Source organism: Bacillus sp. S10(2024) (assembly GCF_050473865.1).
Lineage (GTDB): Bacteria > Bacillota > Bacilli > Bacillales > Bacillaceae_G > Bacillus_A.
This window is the reverse complement of sequence record NZ_JBFLUR010000002.1, coordinates 1,444,855-1,466,578: the sequence shown is the minus strand read 5'-3', so window position 1 is coordinate 1,466,578 and position 21,724 is coordinate 1,444,855. Positions and strand designations below refer to the sequence as shown.

At 35.3% G+C, this 21,724-nt stretch carries 17 protein-coding genes and 1 pseudogene; 15 read left to right on the top strand and 3 right to left on the bottom strand.

The features are described from left to right. Window positions 1–634: 634 nt before the first annotated feature. Window positions 635–1,450, top strand: coding sequence for an MBL fold metallo-hydrolase (locus tag AB1280_RS07575; protein ID WP_429755435.1), 816 nt, complete (start codon window positions 635–637; stop codon window positions 1,448–1,450). A gap of 59 nt (window positions 1,451–1,509) precedes the next feature. On the opposite strand, the gene AB1280_RS07570 is transcribed toward AB1280_RS07575, so the two are convergent. Next, entirely contained in the window at window positions 1,510–2,157 is a 648-nt protein-coding gene (locus AB1280_RS07570) for a cupin domain-containing protein (protein ID WP_429755434.1), read from the bottom strand. 485 nt (window positions 2,158–2,642) lie between these two features. On the opposite strand from AB1280_RS07570, the gene AB1280_RS07565 reads away from it, so the two are divergent. The 9 genes from AB1280_RS07565 to AB1280_RS07525 all read left to right on the top strand — a co-directional run bounded on the left by AB1280_RS07565 (window position 2,643) and on the right by AB1280_RS07525 (window position 13,461). Next, on the top strand, window positions 2,643–2,951 hold the full coding sequence (locus tag AB1280_RS07565) for a DUF4870 domain-containing protein (RefSeq protein ID WP_272190034.1): 309 nt from the start codon (window positions 2,643–2,645) through the stop codon (window positions 2,949–2,951). A gap of 154 nt (window positions 2,952–3,105) precedes the next feature. Then, window positions 3,106–3,480, top strand: a complete 375-nt coding sequence (locus tag AB1280_RS07560) for a hypothetical protein (protein ID WP_429755433.1) — start codon at window positions 3,106–3,108, stop codon at window positions 3,478–3,480. After that, window positions 3,470–4,588, top strand: coding sequence for a citrate synthase (gene mmgD / locus AB1280_RS07555; RefSeq protein WP_429755432.1), 1,119 nt, complete (start codon window positions 3,470–3,472; stop codon window positions 4,586–4,588). The genes AB1280_RS07560 and mmgD overlap by 11 nt, the downstream gene beginning before the upstream one ends. A gap of 98 nt (window positions 4,589–4,686) precedes the next feature. Then, on the top strand, window positions 4,687–6,123 hold the full coding sequence (gene prpD, locus AB1280_RS07550; protein WP_429755431.1) for a 2-methylcitrate dehydratase: 1,437 nt from the start codon (window positions 4,687–4,689) through the stop codon (window positions 6,121–6,123). 17 nt (window positions 6,124–6,140) lie between these two features. Continuing rightward, complete coding sequence (gene prpB / locus AB1280_RS07545) at window positions 6,141–7,049, top strand: methylisocitrate lyase (protein WP_429755430.1); 909 nt, start codon at window positions 6,141–6,143, stop codon at window positions 7,047–7,049. A gap of 391 nt (window positions 7,050–7,440) precedes the next feature. Continuing rightward, window positions 7,441–9,201 (top strand): sigma 54-interacting transcriptional regulator, encoded by a 1,761-nt coding sequence (locus AB1280_RS07540; RefSeq protein ID WP_429755429.1) that lies wholly within the window; start codon window positions 7,441–7,443, stop codon window positions 9,199–9,201. A gap of 138 nt (window positions 9,202–9,339) precedes the next feature. After that, window positions 9,340–11,049 carry an acyl-CoA dehydrogenase family protein gene (locus AB1280_RS07535; RefSeq protein WP_429755428.1) on the top strand — a complete coding sequence of 570 codons (1,710 nt, stop codon included), beginning with the start codon at window positions 9,340–9,342 and terminating at the stop codon, window positions 11,047–11,049. A gap of 16 nt (window positions 11,050–11,065) precedes the next feature. After that, window positions 11,066–11,962, top strand: coding sequence for an NAD(P)-dependent oxidoreductase (locus tag AB1280_RS07530; RefSeq protein ID WP_272190027.1), 897 nt, complete (start codon window positions 11,066–11,068; stop codon window positions 11,960–11,962). A gap of 38 nt (window positions 11,963–12,000) precedes the next feature. Then, on the top strand, window positions 12,001–13,461 hold the full coding sequence (locus AB1280_RS07525; protein ID WP_429755427.1) for a CoA-acylating methylmalonate-semialdehyde dehydrogenase: 1,461 nt from the start codon (window positions 12,001–12,003) through the stop codon (window positions 13,459–13,461). 68 nt (window positions 13,462–13,529) lie between these two features. On the opposite strand, the gene AB1280_RS07520 is transcribed toward AB1280_RS07525, so the two are convergent. Beyond that, a complete protein-coding gene (locus AB1280_RS07520; protein WP_272190025.1) occupies window positions 13,530–14,594 on the bottom strand; it encodes an enoyl-CoA hydratase/isomerase family protein in 1,065 nt (354 codons plus the stop codon). Between the two features lie 529 nt (window positions 14,595–15,123). Here AB1280_RS07520 and AB1280_RS07515 point away from each other — a divergent pair. Next, window positions 15,124–15,384 (top strand): hypothetical protein, encoded by a 261-nt coding sequence (locus AB1280_RS07515; RefSeq protein WP_429755426.1) that lies wholly within the window; start codon window positions 15,124–15,126, stop codon window positions 15,382–15,384. Window positions 15,385–15,776: 392 nt separating this feature from the next. On the opposite strand, the pseudogene AB1280_RS07510 reads toward AB1280_RS07515, so the two are convergent. Next, a pseudogene (locus AB1280_RS07510) lies at window positions 15,777–16,420 on the bottom strand (RNA-guided endonuclease TnpB family protein). A gap of 273 nt (window positions 16,421–16,693) precedes the next feature. Between AB1280_RS07510 and AB1280_RS07505 the strand changes: the two are divergent. The 4 genes from AB1280_RS07505 to AB1280_RS07490 all read left to right on the top strand — a co-directional run bounded on the left by AB1280_RS07505 (window position 16,694) and on the right by AB1280_RS07490 (window position 21,716). Beyond that, window positions 16,694–16,933: a DUF2584 family protein gene (locus AB1280_RS07505; RefSeq protein WP_272190023.1), complete on the top strand. Its 240-nt coding sequence runs from the start codon at window positions 16,694–16,696 to the stop codon at window positions 16,931–16,933. Window positions 16,934–16,955: 22 nt separating this feature from the next. Further along, window positions 16,956–18,113 (top strand): exonuclease SbcCD subunit D, encoded by a 1,158-nt coding sequence (locus AB1280_RS07500; protein WP_429755425.1) that lies wholly within the window; start codon window positions 16,956–16,958, stop codon window positions 18,111–18,113. Beyond that, a complete protein-coding gene (locus AB1280_RS07495) occupies window positions 18,110–21,199 on the top strand; it encodes an AAA family ATPase (protein ID WP_429755424.1) in 3,090 nt (1,029 codons plus the stop codon). Before AB1280_RS07500 ends, AB1280_RS07495 begins: the two co-directional genes overlap by 4 nt. A gap of 211 nt (window positions 21,200–21,410) precedes the next feature. Continuing rightward, complete coding sequence (locus tag AB1280_RS07490) at window positions 21,411–21,716, top strand: hypothetical protein (protein WP_429755423.1); 306 nt, start codon at window positions 21,411–21,413, stop codon at window positions 21,714–21,716. The last annotated feature ends 8 nt before the right edge of the window (window positions 21,717–21,724 follow it).

Below are 21,724 nucleotides of genomic sequence, written 5' to 3'. Positions count from 1 at the left end.
TTGTATAATAAACCGTTGTTCAGAAAATTGTCAAAAATTGAAGGTTTTTCCTATGCGAAAAGGAGAACTATTTATGCAAAAAAAGAATAAATATTCATTGTTCAAATGTTTGAATAAAATGTGAACTATTTTAAATAATTAGAATGGTTTATAGGCATAGAGTCCTATTACAGTTATATAGCGGATTTCGATTCTATTAAATGGACTGCATATGTATTGGAAAAATAAAAAAGTATGATCTAGTTATGATATTTGGATAGAATGTCTAGAAGACGGAAATCACCGCATTATATATAGTTGGAGATTTCAATTCAAAACATGGTGTGATGAGACTGTTGTGAAGTTAAAAGTAGTTTATCCAGAGTATGGAATGTGGATTTTACAAGTATGACAAGAAAAGTTGACTCCTATGAGTCAGCTTTTCTATTTTAGGATAGCGCTACATAAATATGGTTAATGTTGTGAAAAACCTGGGCGTAAAACGGTGTTTTGATAAAAAAATCCCATAGCCTACAAACAAAAAGAATGATATTCTTTTTGTATAGTTTTTGTGAAAATTCCCTTTTAATTATAGAGATATGTACCTAGATTTCTTCAAAGCAATGGGAAAAAACTAGAATGGAGGCATAGGGTAATGATTCAATATAAAGATAATTTCATAACGATCTTTCAAAGTGCTATTTATCAAACCAATTCAGTTGTTGTAGAAACAGATAAATTGGTATTAGTAGTAGATCCGACTTGGCTACCGAATGAAGTAGATGAAATTCAGGACTATGTATATAAAAATAAAAAAGATAAAGACCTTTACTTACTTTTTACACATTCCGATTTTGATCATATTTTAGGTTATGGTGCGTTTTCGCATGCTAAAGTAATTGCAAGTGAAAAATTAAAAGATTGCCCTGATAAGCAATCAATTATCAATAGTATTCAAGACTTTGACGATTCTTATTACATAACAAGGAAGTATGAAGTAAAGTTTCCAGATGTGGATATTTCCATTCGTAAAGAAGATGAGGAATTAGAAATAGGAGATATAAAATTTCACTTTTATCAAGCCCCAGGTCATACTGATGATGGCATTATTACAGTTCTTGAGCCACTCGGAATCATAATAGCTGGTGACTACTTATCAAATATAGAATTTCCTTATATTTATCATAACAGCGATGACTATCTATCAACTTTAACAAAATTCGAATCCATAATAGAGAAATATGACATTAGTCTCCTAATACCAGGACATGGAGGATTTACAAAAGAAAAAACAGAGATGAAAAAGAGGATATCCGAGGCAGTTCATTATATATTACAAACTAAACAGTTACTATTAGAAGGCAAACAAGAAGAAACATATGACCTTATAAAAAAATATAGTTATCCAAAAACAATGAAAAAATTCCATGATTATAACCTTACTTTGTTAAAAAAGGAGCTCGAGCTGTAACATACTAAGTCATATAAAAAGAAACCTAATCAAGGGTATTATTTTGGTTGGTTGTTATGTTAATATCCCCAATATTGAAATGGAAATTGATGTTGTTGGCAATAATATGGTGAATGCTGTGCATGCATTTGGTTTTGATTAGGGATATGATGAAATGCATTTCGACTTTCACTTGGATTGCAGCCTTTAGGAGGACCAATTACAGTAGTAGATTGAATAGGAGATACTGCTTGTTTCCATTGTTGTTCATCGAGACAATACGTATGAGCCATAATATTTGCGGGTGTTAATCGTAATATATCTGATCCAAAAGTAACTTCTGGAGTAGGGGCATTAAAAATGGCTAATAAATGTGTGTTGTCTACAGTGGCGGTTTCATAATGCCACCAAGCTTGTGGTATATTGACAACTTGACCTGGTTTTATAGGGAAACTCAAAATTTGGTTTGTAAAGGGATTAAGCAAAGAAACGACAGCTGCACCAGAAATACAATAAACGAGTTCAGCCGCATTTTGATGTATATGAGGCTCTATAATATTTCCCGCACTTAAAAAAATGTCGAGTAAAGATGTATTATTTAATGTATTTAACTGTTTAATCCCTAGAACATTTATATAATTTTGCGCATCTTTTGTAAAAAAGTTAGTTCTACTTACATCTTGAGTGAATTGGATAGATGGAGAAGTATAATCTATAGGAGAAGTCATTTCATTTTCCTACCTTTCTGATTCGAAGTTGGTTTCGGTATCTGGAATAGGATATGAGTCTATCCCCATTGTTGTGCAGTTGTTTATATTGCCGTAAGGGGAAAAAGATATCTGCTCTTTCGTTTACTAAAGAGCAGATATGATGGTATAGCAGCTTTTATGGAGCTTAAATGTAAAATATCAAAAAACTTAAACGAATGCACTAAGTAAATATTTCCATATGTATATTACGAAAGAAGATGTTATGTTTTGAAGTGTTTGTTAAGGGGAAAATAGTTGAAAGGCGTTTAATTCGAATGAACATAATTTATAGGAGAGTATAGGTATATTACCTTTTGGTTTTATAAATATATAAGAATTAGGTAAATAAGTGGAACTTTTGAATGAGTACAAATCAGCCTCGAGTCTCATGCACATAGCATGAGTTATTATATAAAATATTACATAACAAAGAAAAAACATAGAAAAAAGGAGTGGTTTTTTTAATGGAGCATAAAGGATTGAAAATATTTATTCATGCTAGTACTTGGTTTGCACCTGTATTAGTCCCTTTTATTATATTTCTTGTGAGTTCAGATCGAGAAATTAAAAATTTATCATTACAAGCGGTCATATTTCATTTTGTCATCGGCGTATTAATTGGTATTTCGGCATTTTTCTCTTGGGTATTAATTGGAATTCCATTTTTAATTATTTTTGGACTCATGGCTTTAATTACTCCAATTATTGGTATTGTTCGTGCATTGAATGATCGACCTTTTCAATATCCGATTGTTGGATCGTGGTTGAAATAAACTAAAATAAAATGTTTGAAAAGGATAGCAAATTGCTATTCTTTTTTTTTAGAAATTATAATGGAAAAATAAATCGATTGTATATCCAAAGATAAAGAAAATAAAATAAATTGTAATTTTCTAAACAGTCTGATATATTTGAGTAGAAAATGAAATGATTGTAAAACGGTCGAAGATAAATCGTTCGTTTTGCATATCAAAGTCTGCGTGGGGAGAAGGTGCTAATTTACGAAGATCAGTTATAGTAATAGTTTCTTTAGAAGATATTTTTATTGTCGTAATCATTAACAAAAATGAAGCTTATGAGAGATTCTTTGTTTGGAACATTTTCTTACAATCTCAATCCTTTCAAAAGTACTATTATGAACAATCTAAACATAGAAAAACCTTGTACGCTGCTAATCTCATATTCTTTGCGAGCAGTAAAATAGAGAATCGTGAGGGAAATATATTTGTGCAATCTTGGAAAGGCTTACAGAAGTGTAAACGAAGATCTATTTGGATTGGAGGAAAACAAAATGGGAGCTGAAGAAAAATATTTTCCAGGACTTGAAGGGATAATTGCAGCAGAGACGAAGATTTCTTTTCTTGATACAAAAAAAGGAGAAATTGTTATTCAAGGGTATGATTTGATTGAGTTATCTAAAACGAAAGGCTATTTAGATATTGTTCATCTTTTATTAGAGGAGAAACTTCCTAATTCAGATGAAAAAGCGGCATTGGAAGAAACGTTAAAGTCTGAATATGAGGTTCCGAGTGGAATTTTTGATGTTTTAAAAGCACTGCCAAAACAAACGCATCCAATGGATGGATTGCGTACAGGAATTTCGGCGCTAGCTGGTTATGACAATGAAATTGATGATCGCTCATTAGATGTAAATAAAAAGCGTGCTTATAAATTGTTAAGTAAGGTGCCGAATATAGTAGCTAATAGCTATCGAATTTTAAATAATGAAGAACCAATTGAACCGATTCAAGAATTATCTTATAGTGCGAATTTCTTCCGTATGCTTACGGGTAAAAAGCCTTCTGAATTAGAAGAAAAAATATTTGACCGATCGCTCGTTCTGTATAGTGAACATGAAATGCCTAACTCTACTTTTACGGCTAGAGTAATTGCGTCGACACAATCAGATTTGTATGGTGCCTTAACTGGAGCAGTTGCCTCTTTAAAAGGTAATTTACATGGAGGCGCAAATGAGGCAGTGATGTACATGCTGCTTGAAGCAGGTACTGCCCAAAAATTTGAAGAATTACTGCAAAAGAAACTGTATAACAAAGAAAAAATCATGGGATTTGGACATCGCGTCTACATGAAGAAGATAGATCCAAGAGCGCTTATGATGAAAGAAGCATTAAAACAGTTATGTGATGTGAAAGGCGATTATACATTATATGAAATGTGTGAAGCTGGAGAAAAGATTATGGAGAAGGAAAAAGGAATCTATCCAAACCTAGATTATTATGCTGCTCCAGTCTATTGGATGTTAGGTATTCCAATTCAACTATATACACCAATCTTTTTCAGTTCAAGAACGGTAGGCTTATGTGCGCATGTGATTGAGCAACATACAAATAATCGATTGTTCCGCCCGCGTGTAAATTATATCGGCGAGCGACATATGCTTAGCAAATAAAAACAACTGGGGAGTTGTTAAGGCCGCCCGCCAGATGAGTGTTTGACCGACACCCATTCTTAATAATAACGAATTTTTGATAGAAAGGGAAGGATAGCGTGATTAAAACAAATGAAATTAAACAAAAAGATGCAATTTTAGAAGAGATTACAGATTATGTATTAAATAAAGAAATTACAAGCTCAGAAGCATTCAGTACAGCACGCTATGTGCTACTTGATACACTTGGATGTGGGATTTTAGCACTGCAGTATCCAGAGTGTACAAAATTACTAGGGCCTGTCGTACCAGGAACTGTCGTGCCAAATGGCACACGTGTGCCGGGAACATCATTTGTGCTTGATCCAGTACGCGGTGCCTTTAATATCGGATGTATGATTCGTTGGTTAGATTATAACGATACGTGGCTTGCGGCTGAATGGGGACATCCGTCTGATAACTTAGGTGGAATTTTAGCCGTTGCAGATTATGTGAGCCGCGTTCGTATTTCAGAAGGAAAAGAACCATTAAAAGTAAGAGATATACTTGAAATGATGATTAAAGCACATGAAATCCAAGGTGTACTTGCATTGGAAAATAGTTTAAACCGCGTTGGTCTTGACCATGTGTTATATGTAAAAGTAGCGACAACAGCAGTTGTTACTAAAATGCTTGGTGGCACACGTGAAGAAATCTTTAATGCATTGTCTCATGCATGGATTGATAACTCTAGTCTTCGTACATATCGTCATGCTCCAAATACAGGTTCACGTAAGTCATGGGCAGCTGGGGATGCAACAAGCCGTGGTGTTCATCTTGCACTTACTGCATTAAAAGGTGAAATGGGTTACCCAACAGCATTATCTGCACCAGGATGGGGATTCCAAGATGTATTGTTTAACAAGCAAGAACTAAAATTAGCAAGACCTTTAGATTCTTATGTAATGGAAAATGTATTGTTTAAAGTATCATATCCAGCAGAATTCCATGCTCAAACAGCTGCAGAATGTGCAGTGAAATTACATCCAGAGGTGAAAGAACGATTAGATGAAATTGACCGTATTACAATTACGACACATGAGTCAGCAGTTCGTATTATTGATAAAGAGGGTCCATTAAATAACCCAGCTGACCGCGATCATTGCTTGCAATACATTACTGCAATCGGTTTATTAAAAGGTGACATTGTTGCAGATGATTATGAGGATGAAGTAGCTTCTAACACTCGCGTAGATGAATTACGAAATAAGATGGTTGTTGTTGAAAATAAACAATACAGTTTAGATTACCTAGATCCGAACAAGCGCTCAATCGCCAACGCTGTTCAAATTCATTTTAAAGATGGTACAGTAACAGAGAATGTAGAATGTGAATATCCATTAGGTCACCGTTTCCGTAGAGACGAAGCGATTCCAAAGGTTGTTCAAAAGTTCTCTGCAAATATGGCCGTTCATTATTCTAATAAACAACAAGAAAAAATTCATGAGGCTTGTTTGAATGAAGAAAAATTAGAAAATATGAATGTAAATGAATTTGTAGATCTTTTTTTAATTTAAGTATAGGGGGAATAAGAATGGCTTGGGTTGTAAATAAACAGTCAACACAACAAGAACTTGCCAATCGATTCCGAGCTTTAGTAGAAGCACCTGAAATCTTACAAATTCCTGGTGCACATGATGCGATGGCTGCTCTTGTTGCAAAAAATACTGGGTTTTCAGCTCTTTATTTATCAGGAGCTGCTTATACTGCAAGTAAGGGGCTACCAGATTTAGGCATTGTAACATCTACTGAAGTGGCTGAAAGAGCAAGAGATCTTGTTAGAGCAACGGATTTACCTCTTCTTGTCGATATTGATACAGGATTTGGTGGAGTATTAAATGTAGCAAGAACTGCTGTAGAAATGATGGAGGCAAATGTGGCTGCTGTTCAAATCGAAGATCAGCAACTCCCTAAAAAATGTGGGCATCTAAATGGAAAAAAACTTGTTTCCATTGAAGAAATGCAACAAAAAATTAAAGTTATAAAAGAAGTAGCACCATCGATGGTTGTTGTAGCCCGTACGGACGCTCGGGCGGTTGAGGGATTAGATGCATCGATTGAGCGAGCAATTGCTTACATAGAAGCGGGGGCAGACGCTATTTTCCCAGAAGCTTTGCAGTCAGAAGAAGAGTTTCGTTTATTTACAAAAAAAGTAACGGTACCTTTACTTGCTAATATGACTGAATTTGGGAAAACACCGTATTATACTGCCGAAGAATTCGCTAATATCGGTTATCAAATGGTTATATATCCAGTGACTTCTCTCCGCGTAGCAGCAAAAGCTTATGAACGTATTTTTCATCTTATAAAAGAAGAGGGATCGCAAAAAGAAGGGCTTTCTGATATGCAAACAAGAAGTGAATTATATGAAACAATTTCTTATCATGACTTTGAGGAGTTAGATAAGGGAATTGCAAAAACAATTTTATCTGATGGGCAATAGATGAAGTGAAACTTCCAGCAGCGGAGGCATCCTCTCACTGCTGGTTAGTTAAACCAATCGAGTGCATGCCAGCATCTCTCATCCTCACTCTACTCTGAATCGTGGGGATAAGAGTTTTACTGCCCCAAAATAGCGAGATAAAATAAGAAAGCGATGATACACATTTTTAGCAAAGACACCTGCTTGATGTGAAATGAATCATCGCTTTTTTGTCATATTAACGGATAGTAAGAATGAGATTGATAAAAGTTTTTTGACGAAAAAGAAACGAAATCCTCGTTTGTGTAGTTGCATTTTATTATAATATTTTTTCCACGGTAGAAAAGCATTATCATGTTATGCAGATAGGAAAAGAGGAGTATAGACATTCTAAAGGAAGGGAAATTCAGTTATGATGGCTGCAAAATATGACTCTGTTCGAAATTGGATGAAGCAGGACCCGTACACTTTGAGGAAAGATGATACAATTCGAGAAGCATTACGAATACTAGCTGAATCAGAGAGCACAGAACTCCCTGTTTTAGAAAACAATCATGTGATTGGGGTTGTGAAACTAATTGATTGTGTAAAGTGGTTAGAGGATCATTCAGAGTGGGATGAACCGATTGTCACTATACTGAGACATTTTTTTTATAACGTAAGGGAAGAGTTTTCATTAAGCGAGTTAGAGAATATTCCACTTTACGTTACTTGCGAGAAAAACAGAGAGCTTAAAGGAGTGTTCGGTAATAAGGAATTATTAGCTTTTCATAAAGATTTGGTTCAAGAAATCGAATGTGCACATGAAATGATAGAGTGGTTTAAACTTTGTTTTGATACTGCATACGAAGGTATTGCAATTGTGGATGAAAATGGAGTTATCCAAATGTTTAATGAAACGTACAGTCGTTTTGTTGGTGTTACAAAGGAAGAAGCAATTGGGCAGCACGCTGAAAATGTAATTGAGAATACGCGACTTCCAGTTGTATTAAAAACAGGAGTACCGGAAAGAAATCAAGTGCACCGTCTGCAAGGACAGAATCTAGTTGTGCACCGGATGCCAATTTGGAAGCAGGGAAAAGTGATAGGTGCTGTAGGGATGCTTATTCATGAAGGGATTTCAGATGTTTATAAAATACTAGAACGATTTGATCAAAAGGATAGGGCAATCAAACCAACGTTTTCTAAACCGAAAAAGAAGCAGATTCGATTTGAAGATATTCTTGGAGAAAGTCAAACAATTTCTGAAACGAAAAAAATGGCTCGAAAAGCAGCTGGATCAAAAGCATCCGTATTAATTACTGGAGAAAGTGGTGTTGGTAAAGAACAATTTGCACGCGCGATACACTATACCGGTATAACAAAAAACGGTCCGTTTATTAGTGTGAACTGTGCTGCTATTCCTGATAATTTACTAGAATCTGAATTGTTTGGTTATGCAGAAGGTGCTTTTACAGGTGCGAAAAAGAATGGGAAGGCAGGGAAATTTGAACTTGCAAATCATGGAACATTATTTTTAGACGAGATTGGTGATATGTCACTATTAACGCAAGTGAAAATTTTACGTGTTTTACAAGAAAGAGAAATAGAGAGAATAGGTGGTACACATCCAATTCCTGTTGATTTCAGGCTAATCACAGCGACAAATAAAGATTTAAAACAAATGGTTAGAGAAGGAACCTTTAGGGAGGATTTATATCATCGTCTTCATGTTATTCCGATTCATATTCCACCGCTTCGTTTTCGAAAACAAGATATACCACTCATTGTTGAAGAACATTTACAAAAGTTATGTCAAATGTATGGTGCTGAAGAAAAGACCCTTGATAAAGAGGTATTACGCCTTATGTTCCATTATAATTGGCCGGGTAATGTCAGGGAATTAATCAATATGTTAGAAAGGCTATTTGCACTATCAGATGATGCACATATACGGGCTAAGGATTTACCAGAAGAATTTTATTACCGGGATATGGAGCAGAAGAAATTAGTACCTATGATTCAGTCTTTACCAGCAAGACAAGAAGAAATGAAAGTAGTGCGTGAAGAGGAAGAAAGAGGATTAATTGAACGTGTTTTAAAAGAAGCAAAAGGAAATAAGTCAAAAGCAGCGGCATTGCTAGGGATTTCTAGGGCGACCCTTTATAATAAATTGTCAAGATTCAAAATCTAAACAATTGTTATATCAAGTGTAAAACTGTCTAGACAGTTTTACGTTTTCTTTTCATTTTGCCCTTGTTCTATCAATTTTTAGATTGGCATAGATTTTGCATATAAATAAAATGAAGACCGAAATGATAGGGGGATACAGATGGAGAAAACAAAGTTGCAATGGAACGAATTTTTTTCGCTGAATCAGGAGCTTAATACAATTTTTTTTACACCTGAGGATTTTTCAGGTGATGAAGATTTAATCGCAAAAACAACAGAACAATTTGTGAAACAGGAAATTGTTCCTCAAATTGAAAATATCGAGCAGCACAATTATCAAGTTTCCCGCAGGTTGTTTGAAAAGGCTGGAGAACTTGGATTGTTGAGTATAGAGGTTCCTGAAGAATATGGTGGATTTGAATTAGGGAAAGCAGTTTCTGGACTTGTGGCGGAAAAGATGGGATATGCAGGAGCTTTTAGTGTTTCCTTTAATATTCATGCTGGAGTAGGAACGCTGCCATATGTATACTACGGAACAAAAGAGCAGAAGGAAAAATACTTACCTAAAATTGCATCAGGCGAATGGATTGGAGCTTATGCTTTAACAGAACCTAATGCTGGATCTGACGCATTAAGTGCAAAAACAAGTGCTGTCTTAAATGAAGAAGGAACAGCTTGGACATTAAATGGTGAAAAACAGTGGATTACAAATGCTCATATGGCTGACGTATATGTTGTTTTTGCAAAGACAAATAAAGGAATGACAGCATTTATTGTTGAAAGAACATGTGAAGGCGTTTCGATTGGCCTAGAAGAAAAGAAAATGGGTATTAAAGGTTCTTCAACTGCGACACTGATTTTAGAGGATGTCGTTATACCAGCTGAAAATGTACTAGGAGAAGTAGGAAAGGGACATCACGTAGCTCTTAATATTCTCAATTTTGCTAGATTGAAACTTGCTTTCGGAAATATTGGAACAGCAAAGCAGGCAATCGGCTTATCTGTTCAATACGGAAAAGAACGAAAACAGTTTCAAACAGAATTAATTGATTTCACGATGATTCAAGAGAAAATTGCAAATATGATTATCGCTACATATGGTGCAGAGAGCGCAGCTTATCGGACAGCAGGAGTAATTGATGAAGCAATTCATGAGAGTGATGAAGGTATTATGCAGAAAATGTCTCAATTTGCAATGGAGTGTGCGATCAACAAAGTGAATGCTTCAGAAACACTTGGAAACATTGTGGATGAAGCGGTACAAATTCATGGTGGTTATGGTTATATGCAAGAATATGAAGTAGAACGATTATACCGTGATGCTAGAATTAGCCGTATATTTGAAGGAACGAATGAAATTAACCGCTTAACAGTTGCAAAAATGTTAATGAAACAAACGAAACAACTAGGGGACAAAGTAGATGAAGACAAGTTTGAAAATGTAGAACGAAATCATCGTTATATTTTATTATCGAAACAATTATTGAAGCAATCTTTGAAAACGCTATCTCAAACTCCTGAATTAAAAATCGAACAAGAGCAAGAATATTCACGCGTGTTAGCAGACATGTTGAAAGATGTATATGTAATGGAATCGGCATTTTTACGTACAAAGAAAGCGATAAGTAAAAATGGTGAAGAAAAAGAATATACAAAACAGTTTATAACGGATGTGCTTTGTGAAGAAGGATATCGAAAAGTAGAATCAGCAGCAATTGTTCTTCTTTCTGCAGCGGTGCAAGAAGAGCAAACTAGAAAAGCCATTCTAGATGAAATTCGTCAACTGTCAGTACCTTTATACACGAACTTGTTTACGAAAAAGAGAGAAATCGCAAAAACGATTATAAATCGCGGGAAATATATTGTTTAAATAGGAGGAGAGCGGTATGAAAAAGATTGGTTTTATAGGCTTAGGTAATATGGGTCTTCCGATGTCTAAAAATTTAGTTAAATCAAATTATGCGGTATATGGAGTCGATTTAAATAAAGAGGCTGAAGCTTCCTTCGAGAAAGAAGGAGGAATCATCGGTTTATCAATTAGAAAATTAGCAGAAACATGTGATTTGATTTTTACAAGTTTACCGTCACCGCGAGCTGTTGAAGCTGTTTATTTTGGAGAAGAAGGTTTAATTGAGAATAGTCATTCGAATGTTGTTTTAATTGATACAAGCACAGTAGCTCCGCAATTAAATAAAAAGCTTGCAGATGCTGCAAAGGATAAAAAAGTCGATTTCTTGGCTGCACCGGTTAGCGGTGGAGTGATTGGAGCGGAAAACCGCACATTAACTTTTATGGTTGGTGGACCAAAAGAAGTATATGAAAAAGGTTTACCAGTGATGGAAGTATTGGGATCAAATATATTTCATGTGAGTGAGAAAATTGATAGTGGTACGACTGTAAAATTGATTAATAACTTATTAATTGGGTTTTATACAGCGGGTGTTAGTGAAGCTCTGACATTAGCAAAGAAAAACAATATGGATTTAGATAAAATGTTTGATATTTTAAATGTGAGTTATGGACAAAGTAGAATTTATGAGCGTAATTATAAAAGCTTTATTGCGCCCCAAAATTATGAACCAGGATTTACAGTAAATCTACTAAAGAAAGACTTAGGATTTGCAGTTGATTTAGCAAAAGAAAGTGAGCTTCACTTACCAGTAAGTGAAATGCTTTTGAATTTGTATGATGAAGCTGGTAAAGCAGGATATGGTGAAAAAGACATGGCTGCTTTATATCAAAAGGTAAGTGAACAATTAATCTCTAGTCATAAACAACAATGAATACTAGCAAATATATAAAATAAAAAGGAGCGAATACAATGATTACAACAGAAATTAAACGCGTGAGAAATCATATTAATGGTGAATGGGTAGAATCTACTGGTACAGAAGTGGAAGTTGTTCCGAATCCTGCGACTGGGAAAATAATTGCTTATGTTCCACTTTCTCCAAAAGAAGATGTGGATCGTGCTGTTGAAGCTGCAAAAGCAGCATATGAAACATGGTCTAAAGTACCAGTTCCAAATCGCTCAAGACAGTTATATAAATATTTACAACTTTTACAAGAAAATAAAGATGAGCTTGCAAAAATTATTACATTAGAAAATGGTAAAACATTAAAAGATGCAACTGGCGAAGTACAGCGAGGAATTGAAGCTGTAGAACTGGCAACATCAACACCAAGTTTAATGATGGGGCAAGCGCTTCCAAATATTGCAGGTGGAATCGATGGTTCAATTTGGAGATACCCAATTGGAGTTGTTGCTGGTATTACTCCGTTCAACTTCCCGATGATGATTCCACTATGGATGTTCCCATTAGCAATCGCTTGTGGTAATACATTTGTATTAAAGACATCTGAAAGAACGCCACTTTTAGCAGAAAAACTAGTAGAATTATTCTATGATGCGGGCTTCCCGAATGGGGTTTTAAACTTAGTACAAGGTGGAAAAGATGTTGTAAATAGCATTTTAGAAAATAAAGATATTCAAGCTGTTTCATTTGTTGGATCTGAGCCAGTTGCACGCTATGTATACGAAACAGGAACAAAATATGGAAAACGAGTACAAGCACTTGCAGGAGCGAAAAACCATGCAATAGTTATGCCGGACTGCAATATTGAAAAGACAGTACAAGGTGTCATTGGTTCTGCATTTGCGAGCAGTGGGGAGCGCTGCATGGCATGCTCTGTTGTAGCGGTAGTTGATGAAATTGCTGATGAATTCATTGATGTTCTTGTAGCAGAAACGCGTAAATTAAAAGTCGGTGATGGTTTCCATGAAGAGAATTATGTAGGTCCATTAATTCGTGAATCTCATAAAGAGCGTGTACTAGGCTATATTAATAGCGGTGTAGCAGATGGAGCTACTTTATTAGTAGATGGCCGTAAAATTAATGAAGAAGCCCGCGAAGGGTATTTCGTCGGAGCAACAATCTTTGATGGTGTGAATCAAGATATGAAAATTTGGCAAGATGAAATTTTTGCTCCAGTATTAAGCATTGTGAGAGTAAAGGATTTAGAAGAAGGAATTAAGCTTACAAACCAATCAAAATTTGCAAATGGTGCAGTCATTTATACGTCAAGTGGTAAACACGCACAAACATTCCGTGATAATATCGATGCAGGGATGATTGGCGTAAACGTAAACGTTCCAGCTCCAATGGCATTTTTCGCATTTGCTGGAAATAAAGCTTCTTTCTACGGTGACCTAGGTACAAATGGAAAAGATGGTGTGCAATTTTATACACGTAAAAAAGTAGTGACAGAACGCTGGTTCTAAGGGGAATATAAAAAAGTGTCCATTGTAGTGGACACTTTTTTATTGGAAAAACGTTTAGCGCTGGAAATTCATTTGCTATTATTAGTTTTTTGAGGATGGAAAAAGTTGTTTACAACTTCGTCTGAAACTTCTTCTAAATGTTTATATTTATATTGAGGGTTTTGGTCTTTATCGATGACAACAGAGCGTATTCCTTCGAAAAAGTCTTCATGTTTCAGAAAGTTTTTAGCGAGCACAAGATCAGTAGCAAAGCATTCTTCTAATGTTTTTTCTTCCCCATCAATAAATTGTTTTAGCGTTACTTTTAGGGAGAATGGTGATTTTGATAATATTGTTGCCTTTGTTTGAGTTGCAAAAGGGCTCGCATCTTTTTCTAAAGAATGGATAATTTCTTCAACAGTGTGAAAAGAAAAGTGCTTATTAATTTCTATTTGGGATGGTGAAAGTTCACTTTCGGTAATAGGAAGTTCTGAATAATCATTGATTAGATCTGTTAATGCTGTATGTATGTCTTTTGTATGCCAATCTACTTGTTTAATGCGATTAAGGAAAGCATTCAAATTTTCACTAGTTAAATAAAAATCAGCAGCATTGATATATAGTACATCAGGTGCTTTAATGACAGAAGCTGTTAATGCTAAGTAACGTCCTATACAACCCGGTGCTTGATTTAAGAAATAAGCAGATCCGACATCAGGGAAAAAACCGATATTCATTTCCGGCATAGCCCACTTTGTTCGCTCAGTTACAATTCGATGACTAGCTCCGTATGTGAGTCCAACCCCTCCGCCCATAACAAAACCATCTAAACATGCAACAATCGGTTTAGAAAACTTATAAATGAGCATATCTAATTGGAATTCATCTTCAAAAAATCTCTCTGCTTTTTGCATAGAAGAGTCATCTAAGCGTGCTTCGTAAAGAGTTTTAATGTCGCCTCCGGCACAAAGTCCCTTTGTACCTGTACCTTTTATAATGACAAGATGAATTTGATTATCAACTTCCCATTCTTTCAATTTTTGTGTAATCGGTCCTATCATTTCATAAGAAATAGAGTTTAATGCTTTCGGACGATTTAGCGTAATGGTGGCTACACCGTTTGTGCTAATTGAAAATAGGACTTGATCAGTCATAGTATATCCTCCTTTGTAATTCTCTGTTTATTTTCACAAGTTGTGTCAGTGTCGAAACGAATAGACATTTTGTAAAAAACAGAAAAAGTGTGCTTTTATATATAAATTTCTTGTTTTATTTCTTTATTCCTGCAATAATGTATGTCTTTCTGGGTTTTTAAATGCAGAGTAAGTGAATATACTGTAGAAAATAGAAAAAATTTTAAATGGTAGTGTGTTTTTTGAGGAAAGAAAGAGAATATTCTTTATATTAATGAATAAAGTAAAAGTACCTCATATTTTGGCGAGTTATTTTGGAAGGATTTTATGAAAGAAAAAGGAATATAAAACTTCTAGTGATTAATTGATATGATTTGAAAGGGTGTAATAAAACATATAAGTTGTAATGTTTTGAAATATAGGTTATAAGTATAATGGATTTTCTATATTTAGGTTTAATGCTATTCTTCCATATATATGTGTTAGATGTGTTGATGATAGTATGTTTAACTCCATGCGCCTTAAAAAAGTAAAGGAAGGGGAGATTGGAATGCCAGGGCCTTTGCTATTCTCGGTCATTATTTTGTCTTTTCTTATGGTTGGTTTAACTTTTTATTTTCATCAAGAAGATAAAGAGCAGGATACGATACAAGATAAAGTACGGTTAGTATTCCCAATCTTCATTTTAACAATTGCAATTAGCTTTGCATTAACTGAAAATAATTACGTTGCAATTCTTTCATGGCTTTTTATGACAGTGTTATTATTCATTATTTTGTACGTTGTAATGAGGGATTATTTACAAAAATAAAAGTGCTGTTAAGGTACTTTTATTTTAAAGTGATATTAAATTTCACATACCGTAATAAGAAGAAATAAAAAATTAATAGTAGTAAATCTCTGAGGGGATTTAAAACGGTAAAGTTCACTTTATATTCTGTTGCTACTTTTCTCATACTATAAATGAATGATGACAGAAGCTGAATGAGTTTTTATTAGGGAAGTCATACCTTTCTCGTTCATTCTCTTGTCAATCAATAATGCCCGCTATACTAGTGAATACCCCCTCCTTATCCATCTTGTGGTAGGGGCTTTCTGTTCGATAGACCGTTGCGTAGTGAGGGGTCCCACTGCGTCTTACATAGTCTCCACAGGCGTAGATTATACTGTTCGGACATAACCTTGCCCTACAGTTTGTAGACTTTAGTTTGTGGCAAGCAATTCTTCTAATACTTTTCGTAAGATGTTCCAGCTCGCGTTATAGTCTCTATCCAATATCGTTCCACACTTTGTACAAATATGGGTATGAATAGAGAGAGACTTCTTCACGCGATTCCCACAAACAGAACAGCCTTGTGAAGTATACTTTGGTTCTACTTTAATCAGTATACCGCCATGGTTTTCGCACTTGTAAGCAAGCATATTTCGAAACATGCCCCACCTAGCATCAGAAATAGACTTCGATAATTTTCTATTTTTAACCATGTTTCGAATGTTCAAATTTTCTACAGCGATAACAGAATAATCTTTTGCTAGATTGTAACTGAGTTTATGAAGAAAATCTTTGCGCTGGTTCGCTACTTTTTCGTGTAGCTTGCGAATACACTCTGCCTGTTTTATGAAGTTAACAGAGCCTTTTTTCTTCTTAGAAAAGGATACGTATTCTTGTCCAATGTAAGTTGTCTTTGCATATCATAACGATTGTAATTTTCTTTGTTTTGCTTATATTTCCGTTCTTTGTCTAGCAAGGCAGAATTATAGGTTTGACGACAATATTGTAGCCAACGATCTAACACTTCTTTTTGTGCTTCTGTTGGAAAGATTTCATATTTTTGATTCAACAACATTGTCGTCACCTCCCATTCGTTTTATCATTGTGTTTCGATGTGTTGGTTTAGAACTTTTAATGGTGCACCGCCCACAATCGATAAACAATAACTTTGAGACTCGAAGTATTCTTTACATACATTCTATCTGATTTGAGGAAATTCCTTTGGCTTACGTCAACCAAAATTCATTCCCTCTCTACTCATTGGGGTTTCACCCTTCTCATTCCTTGAGGAAGAGGAATTCTTTTGGAAATATGTTAAAATAGAGACATAAAAAAGGGGTGTTTTTGCATGAAGTTTGAAATGCATACAAAGATTATTGCGAATGAAACCGAGATACGATTACATACAGAAGATAATATATTTCAGTTAGTGTTAGAAGGATATCATTTATTTGTTGTGGATGAAATATTACCAGTGTATAAAACAAGACAAGAGCTTGTTGGAAGTGCCGTTGTTAAGAAAGTGGAATGGACAGAGGGAAGAACGACGCTTTTATATCAACTTATTTCACTTCAATCTGTGAATTAAAAGAAAAGAAAGGAAGGGAAAGATGAAATTTTTTCATACGGCCGATTGGCATTTAGGAAAGCTTGTTCATGGTGTCTATATGACAGAAGATCAGCGCTATGTTTTAGAACAATTTATAAAAGCGGTAGAAGAAGAAAAGCCAGATGCTGTCATTATTGCAGGAGATTTATACGACCGTGCCATCCCGCCGACAGAGGCGGTGGATTTATTAAATGAAACATTACAAAAAATTGTAATTGAATTACAAACACCAGTACTAGCGATAGCGGGGAATCATGATAGTCCAGATCGTATTCATTTTGGAAGTAGTTTAATGAAGAAGCAAGGTTTACACATTGTCGGACAATTTCAATTTCCATATGAACCAGTTGTTATGCATGATGAATATGGAGAAGTCCATTTTCATTTAGTTCCATATGTCGATCCAAGCATTGTTCGTCATGTCATGAAAAATGATGACATTCGAAGTCATGACGATGCAATGCGTATTTTTATGAATGAATTATCGGGAAGGATGGATAAAGAAGTGCGTCATGTCTTTGTCGGACATGCTTTCGTAACATCATCAGGAGAAGCAGAAGAAAATACAAGTGATGCTGAAAGGCCATTATCCATTGGCGGAGCAGAATATGTAAACAGTCATTATTTTGATGCTTTTCATTACACAGCGCTTGGTCATTTGCACCAGGCGCATTACGTACGAAATGAAACAATTCGTTATGCAGGTTCACCGCTCTCATATTCTATTTCAGAAGAGCATCATAAAAAAGGGTATTACATTGTTGAATTAAATGAAGTAGGGCAAGTAACACTTGAGAAACGATCGTTAACACCAAAGCGGAAAATGAGAACGGTTGAGGCAAAAATTGATGAGTTGCTACAACATCCTGTATGCGAAGATTATGTATTTGTAAAATTATTGGATGAAAATCCTGTATTGCAGCCAATGGAAAAGATTCGTTCTGTTTATCCAAATGCAATGCATGTAGAGCGAGTTATACAAAGAAAAGAATTGGTAAATGAAGATATTGCAGTTATTTCACGTCATAAAATGGATGATCTTTCTCTTGTGAAAGCTTTTTATAAAGAAATGAAAGGGACGGAGTTATCAGAAGAAAAAGAACGTCTCTTCATAGAAGTATTAAAAACAGTTCATGAACGAGAGGGAGAGAGAGCATGAGACCAATTAAACTTGTTATGACAGCGTTTGGTCCATATAAACAGCAAGAAACGATTAATTTTGAAGAACTAGGCGAACATCGAATCTTTGCGATTTCTGGAAATACAGGTGCAGGAAAAACAACGATTTTTGATGCGATTTGTTATGCATTGTACGGAGAAGCGAGCGGAGAAGAACGAAATGATACGAGTATGCTTCGTAGTCAATTTGCTGATGACAACGCTTATACAAGCGTTGAATTATTATTTCAATTGAAAGAAAAAAATTATTGTATAAAGCGTCAACTTGGTCATAAAAAGCAAGGAAATAAAACGATTACGGGCCATGCAATTGAGTTTTATGAAGTTGTAGATGACGAACAAATTCCATGTGTAGATCGCTTCCATGTGACGGATATTAACAAAAAAGTGGAAGATTTAATTGGCCTTAGTAAGCATCAATTTAGTCAAATTGTGATGCTCCCACAAGGCGAATTTCGTAAACTGTTAACATCTGAAACAGAAAATAAAGAGGAAATTTTACGCCGTATTTTTAAAACGGATCGATATAAATTAATGAGAGAGTTATTAGATCAAAAGCGTAAAGAATGGAAAGATGTTTTGCAAGAAAAGCAAAAAGAACGTGAATTGTACTTTCGTAATGTTTTCAAGCTTCCTGTGCGGGATGGTACACTGCTCGAAATATTAACAAATCAAGAACATGTGAATACACATCAAGTAGTAGAAGCGCTTCAACAAGAAATGGATTTTTATGAAAAACAAGCAAAGCAATTAGAACAACAAGAATCAGTGCAGTTAAAACAATTAAAAGAGGAAGAAGCTGGTTATCATGAAGCGAAAGCTTTGAATGATAGATTACAAGATTTGCAAACAAAACAAAATCGTTATGATTCATTAGTGCAGGAACGTTCTTCAATTGAAGCGAAAGAACAACAATTTACAAAAGCCGAGCAAGCACACCGGTTATTACCGTTTGAACAATGGTATGATGAAGCAGTTCAAAGTGCAGAGCAAGCTGAGCAATATATGAAGCAAATGGCTGGCAAACAAGAACAGCTAGTATTAGCTTATGAACGTGCGGAGCAGCAGTACGAACAAGAAAAAAACAATGAAACGGTCCGTGAAGAAACGAAGCGAAACATTCAAATGTTAGAAGAATTAAAAGAAGTAATTGCAACATTTGCTGATAAAAAAATAAAATTAGCAGCGGCAGAAAAACAATTGGAGCAATTTAAGCGTGAGATAAGTAAATTAGAGGAGCAGCAAGAATTCAGTAGTGCACAAAAACAACAGCTTGCCAGTAAGCTAAAACAAATGGAACAAGCACTTGAGCAATATATAACAAAGGCGGAGCAGTTAAGCCGTATGCGTGAAGATGCAAAAGTATTAAAAGATACTTACCAAGTGTGGCAAGAATTGCAAAAGTATGAGAAGGAAAGAATGGGTACCTCCGACCAGATGAATGCTGCTCAGCAAGCGTATGAAACGTTAGAAAAATCATGGTTAAGCGAACAAGCTGGTCAATTAGCAATTCATTTACATGATGGAAAACCTTGCCCGGTTTGTGGTAGTACTGCTCATCCGAATAAAGCGACTGAACAAGAAATGTCTGTTGATGAAGAACAGTTAAATCGTCTTCGTGAACAAAAAACACAAGCTGAAAAGCAATTCGTTCAAATAGAAGAAAAATGTAACTTTTATAAAGGGCAATATGAAGAATTATGTAAAGAAGTACAGAACCGTGGATACGCTGCACTAGAGCTTGGAGATGTGTATCAAACGTTAATCCAGCAAGGAAAACAACTAGCTGCCGAAGTAAATGAGTTAAAAGCGACTGAAGAAGAACGGAAACAATTATCACCACAGCTGCAAAAGCTAGACGAACAATTAGAGAAATTGCAGGGAGCTAAACGTGATGTAGAAGAAAAATTACATCGCTCTGAAATGGAATTGATTCAACTGCGAACAGCGTATGAAAATGATAAAGAAAAAATTCCAGCAGATATGCAAACATTAGAAGCGTGGCAACAAGCATATGAAGCAAAAGCTTCTTTACTGCACCGCCTGCAAGCAGCGTGGCAAAGAGCACAGGAAGAATTTCAGCGCTCTACGAGTGAAAAAATTCGCGTGGAAGAAGCATATAAAGCAGCGCAGCAACAATTTAAACAAAGAACAGAAAAAAAAGAAGAACAATATGAGCGTTTCATGAAAGAACTTGAAGCAAGCGGCTTTGCAAGTCAGCAAGCATACACAGAAGCTAAACTATCTGATGCAGAGCGAACAGACTTACAACAACACATTCAATCGTATTACGGGGCGCTTGAAGTATTAACAAAACAAATTGAAGAATTAACCGGAGCGCTCCGTGGAAAAGAATGGACAGAGTTAACGAAAATAGAAGAGCAGTTGAAAGAGTTAGAAATTCAGCTTGATATTATAAAAGAACAACGTCAGCGTACGAACAGTGCGAATGAATATATTGCTGATCTTCATGAAAATATACGCCGCATTGATGAACAAATACATGAAGAAGAAACAGCGTTCCAAGAGCTTGTTGATTTATATGAAGTGATGAAAGGTGACAATGAAAGTCGCATTTCATTTGAGCGTTACATTTTAATAGAATATTTAGAGCAAATTGTCCAAGTAGCCAATGAACGGCTTCGAAAATTATCGAACGGACAATTTTTCTTAAAACGAAGTGAACGGGTAGAAAAACGAAATCGACAAAGTGGTTTAGGATTAGATGTATACGATGCCTATACAGGGCAAACACGTGATGTAAAAACATTATCTGGCGGTGAAAAATTTAACGCATCACTTTGCTTAGCACTCGGTATGGCCGATATCATCCAATCATATGAAGGCGGTATTTCAATTGAAACGATGTTCATTGACGAAGGCTTCGGTTCATTAGATGAAGAATCGTTAACGAAAGCAGTAGATACCTTAATTGATCTTCAAAAATCAGGGCGATTTATTGGTGTAATCTCACACGTACAAGAATTGAAGAATGCAATGCCAGCAGTGCTGGAAGTAATGAAGCAGAAGGATGGATGTAGTAAGACGAGGTTTGTGGTGAAATAGATATAAGTGTCTGATTTTTCAGGGGCGGCACGTGTTGTATCTTCGGAAGAATGCTTATTCCACCCGTGATTTCTGATACTATTAAATATCTTTATATTGTTCAGTTTTGGACTCTGCAAAATTGCAGGGTCTTTTTTTATGTAAAGGATTTACTGTATATTGATGTTGATCTGGTTTATGATACATATTTTACAAAAGGGAGGAATGTCAAATGGAATCAGTAAATATTAGTGGAAATATTTATTATATTGAATGTATTCCGTTCGAAGACAAGAGTGAGAAGGACGAGGAGGGGTACTACGAATATTATTACAAAGGAGTCAATATACTGTTTCACTCTGGTAAAGAAATAATAACAGCTAGAATTTATGATGGAGAAGAAGAAATGTCTTTTTCAAGCAATCCAATTCTTGCTTTTGGTGAAGACTTTGAAGCGATAAAAGCACATATAATTAAAAAATTCGGTGTGAATAGATTTAAGTTCCTAGGTGGAGAAAAGGGTTATACGGAATTATAGTCAACATC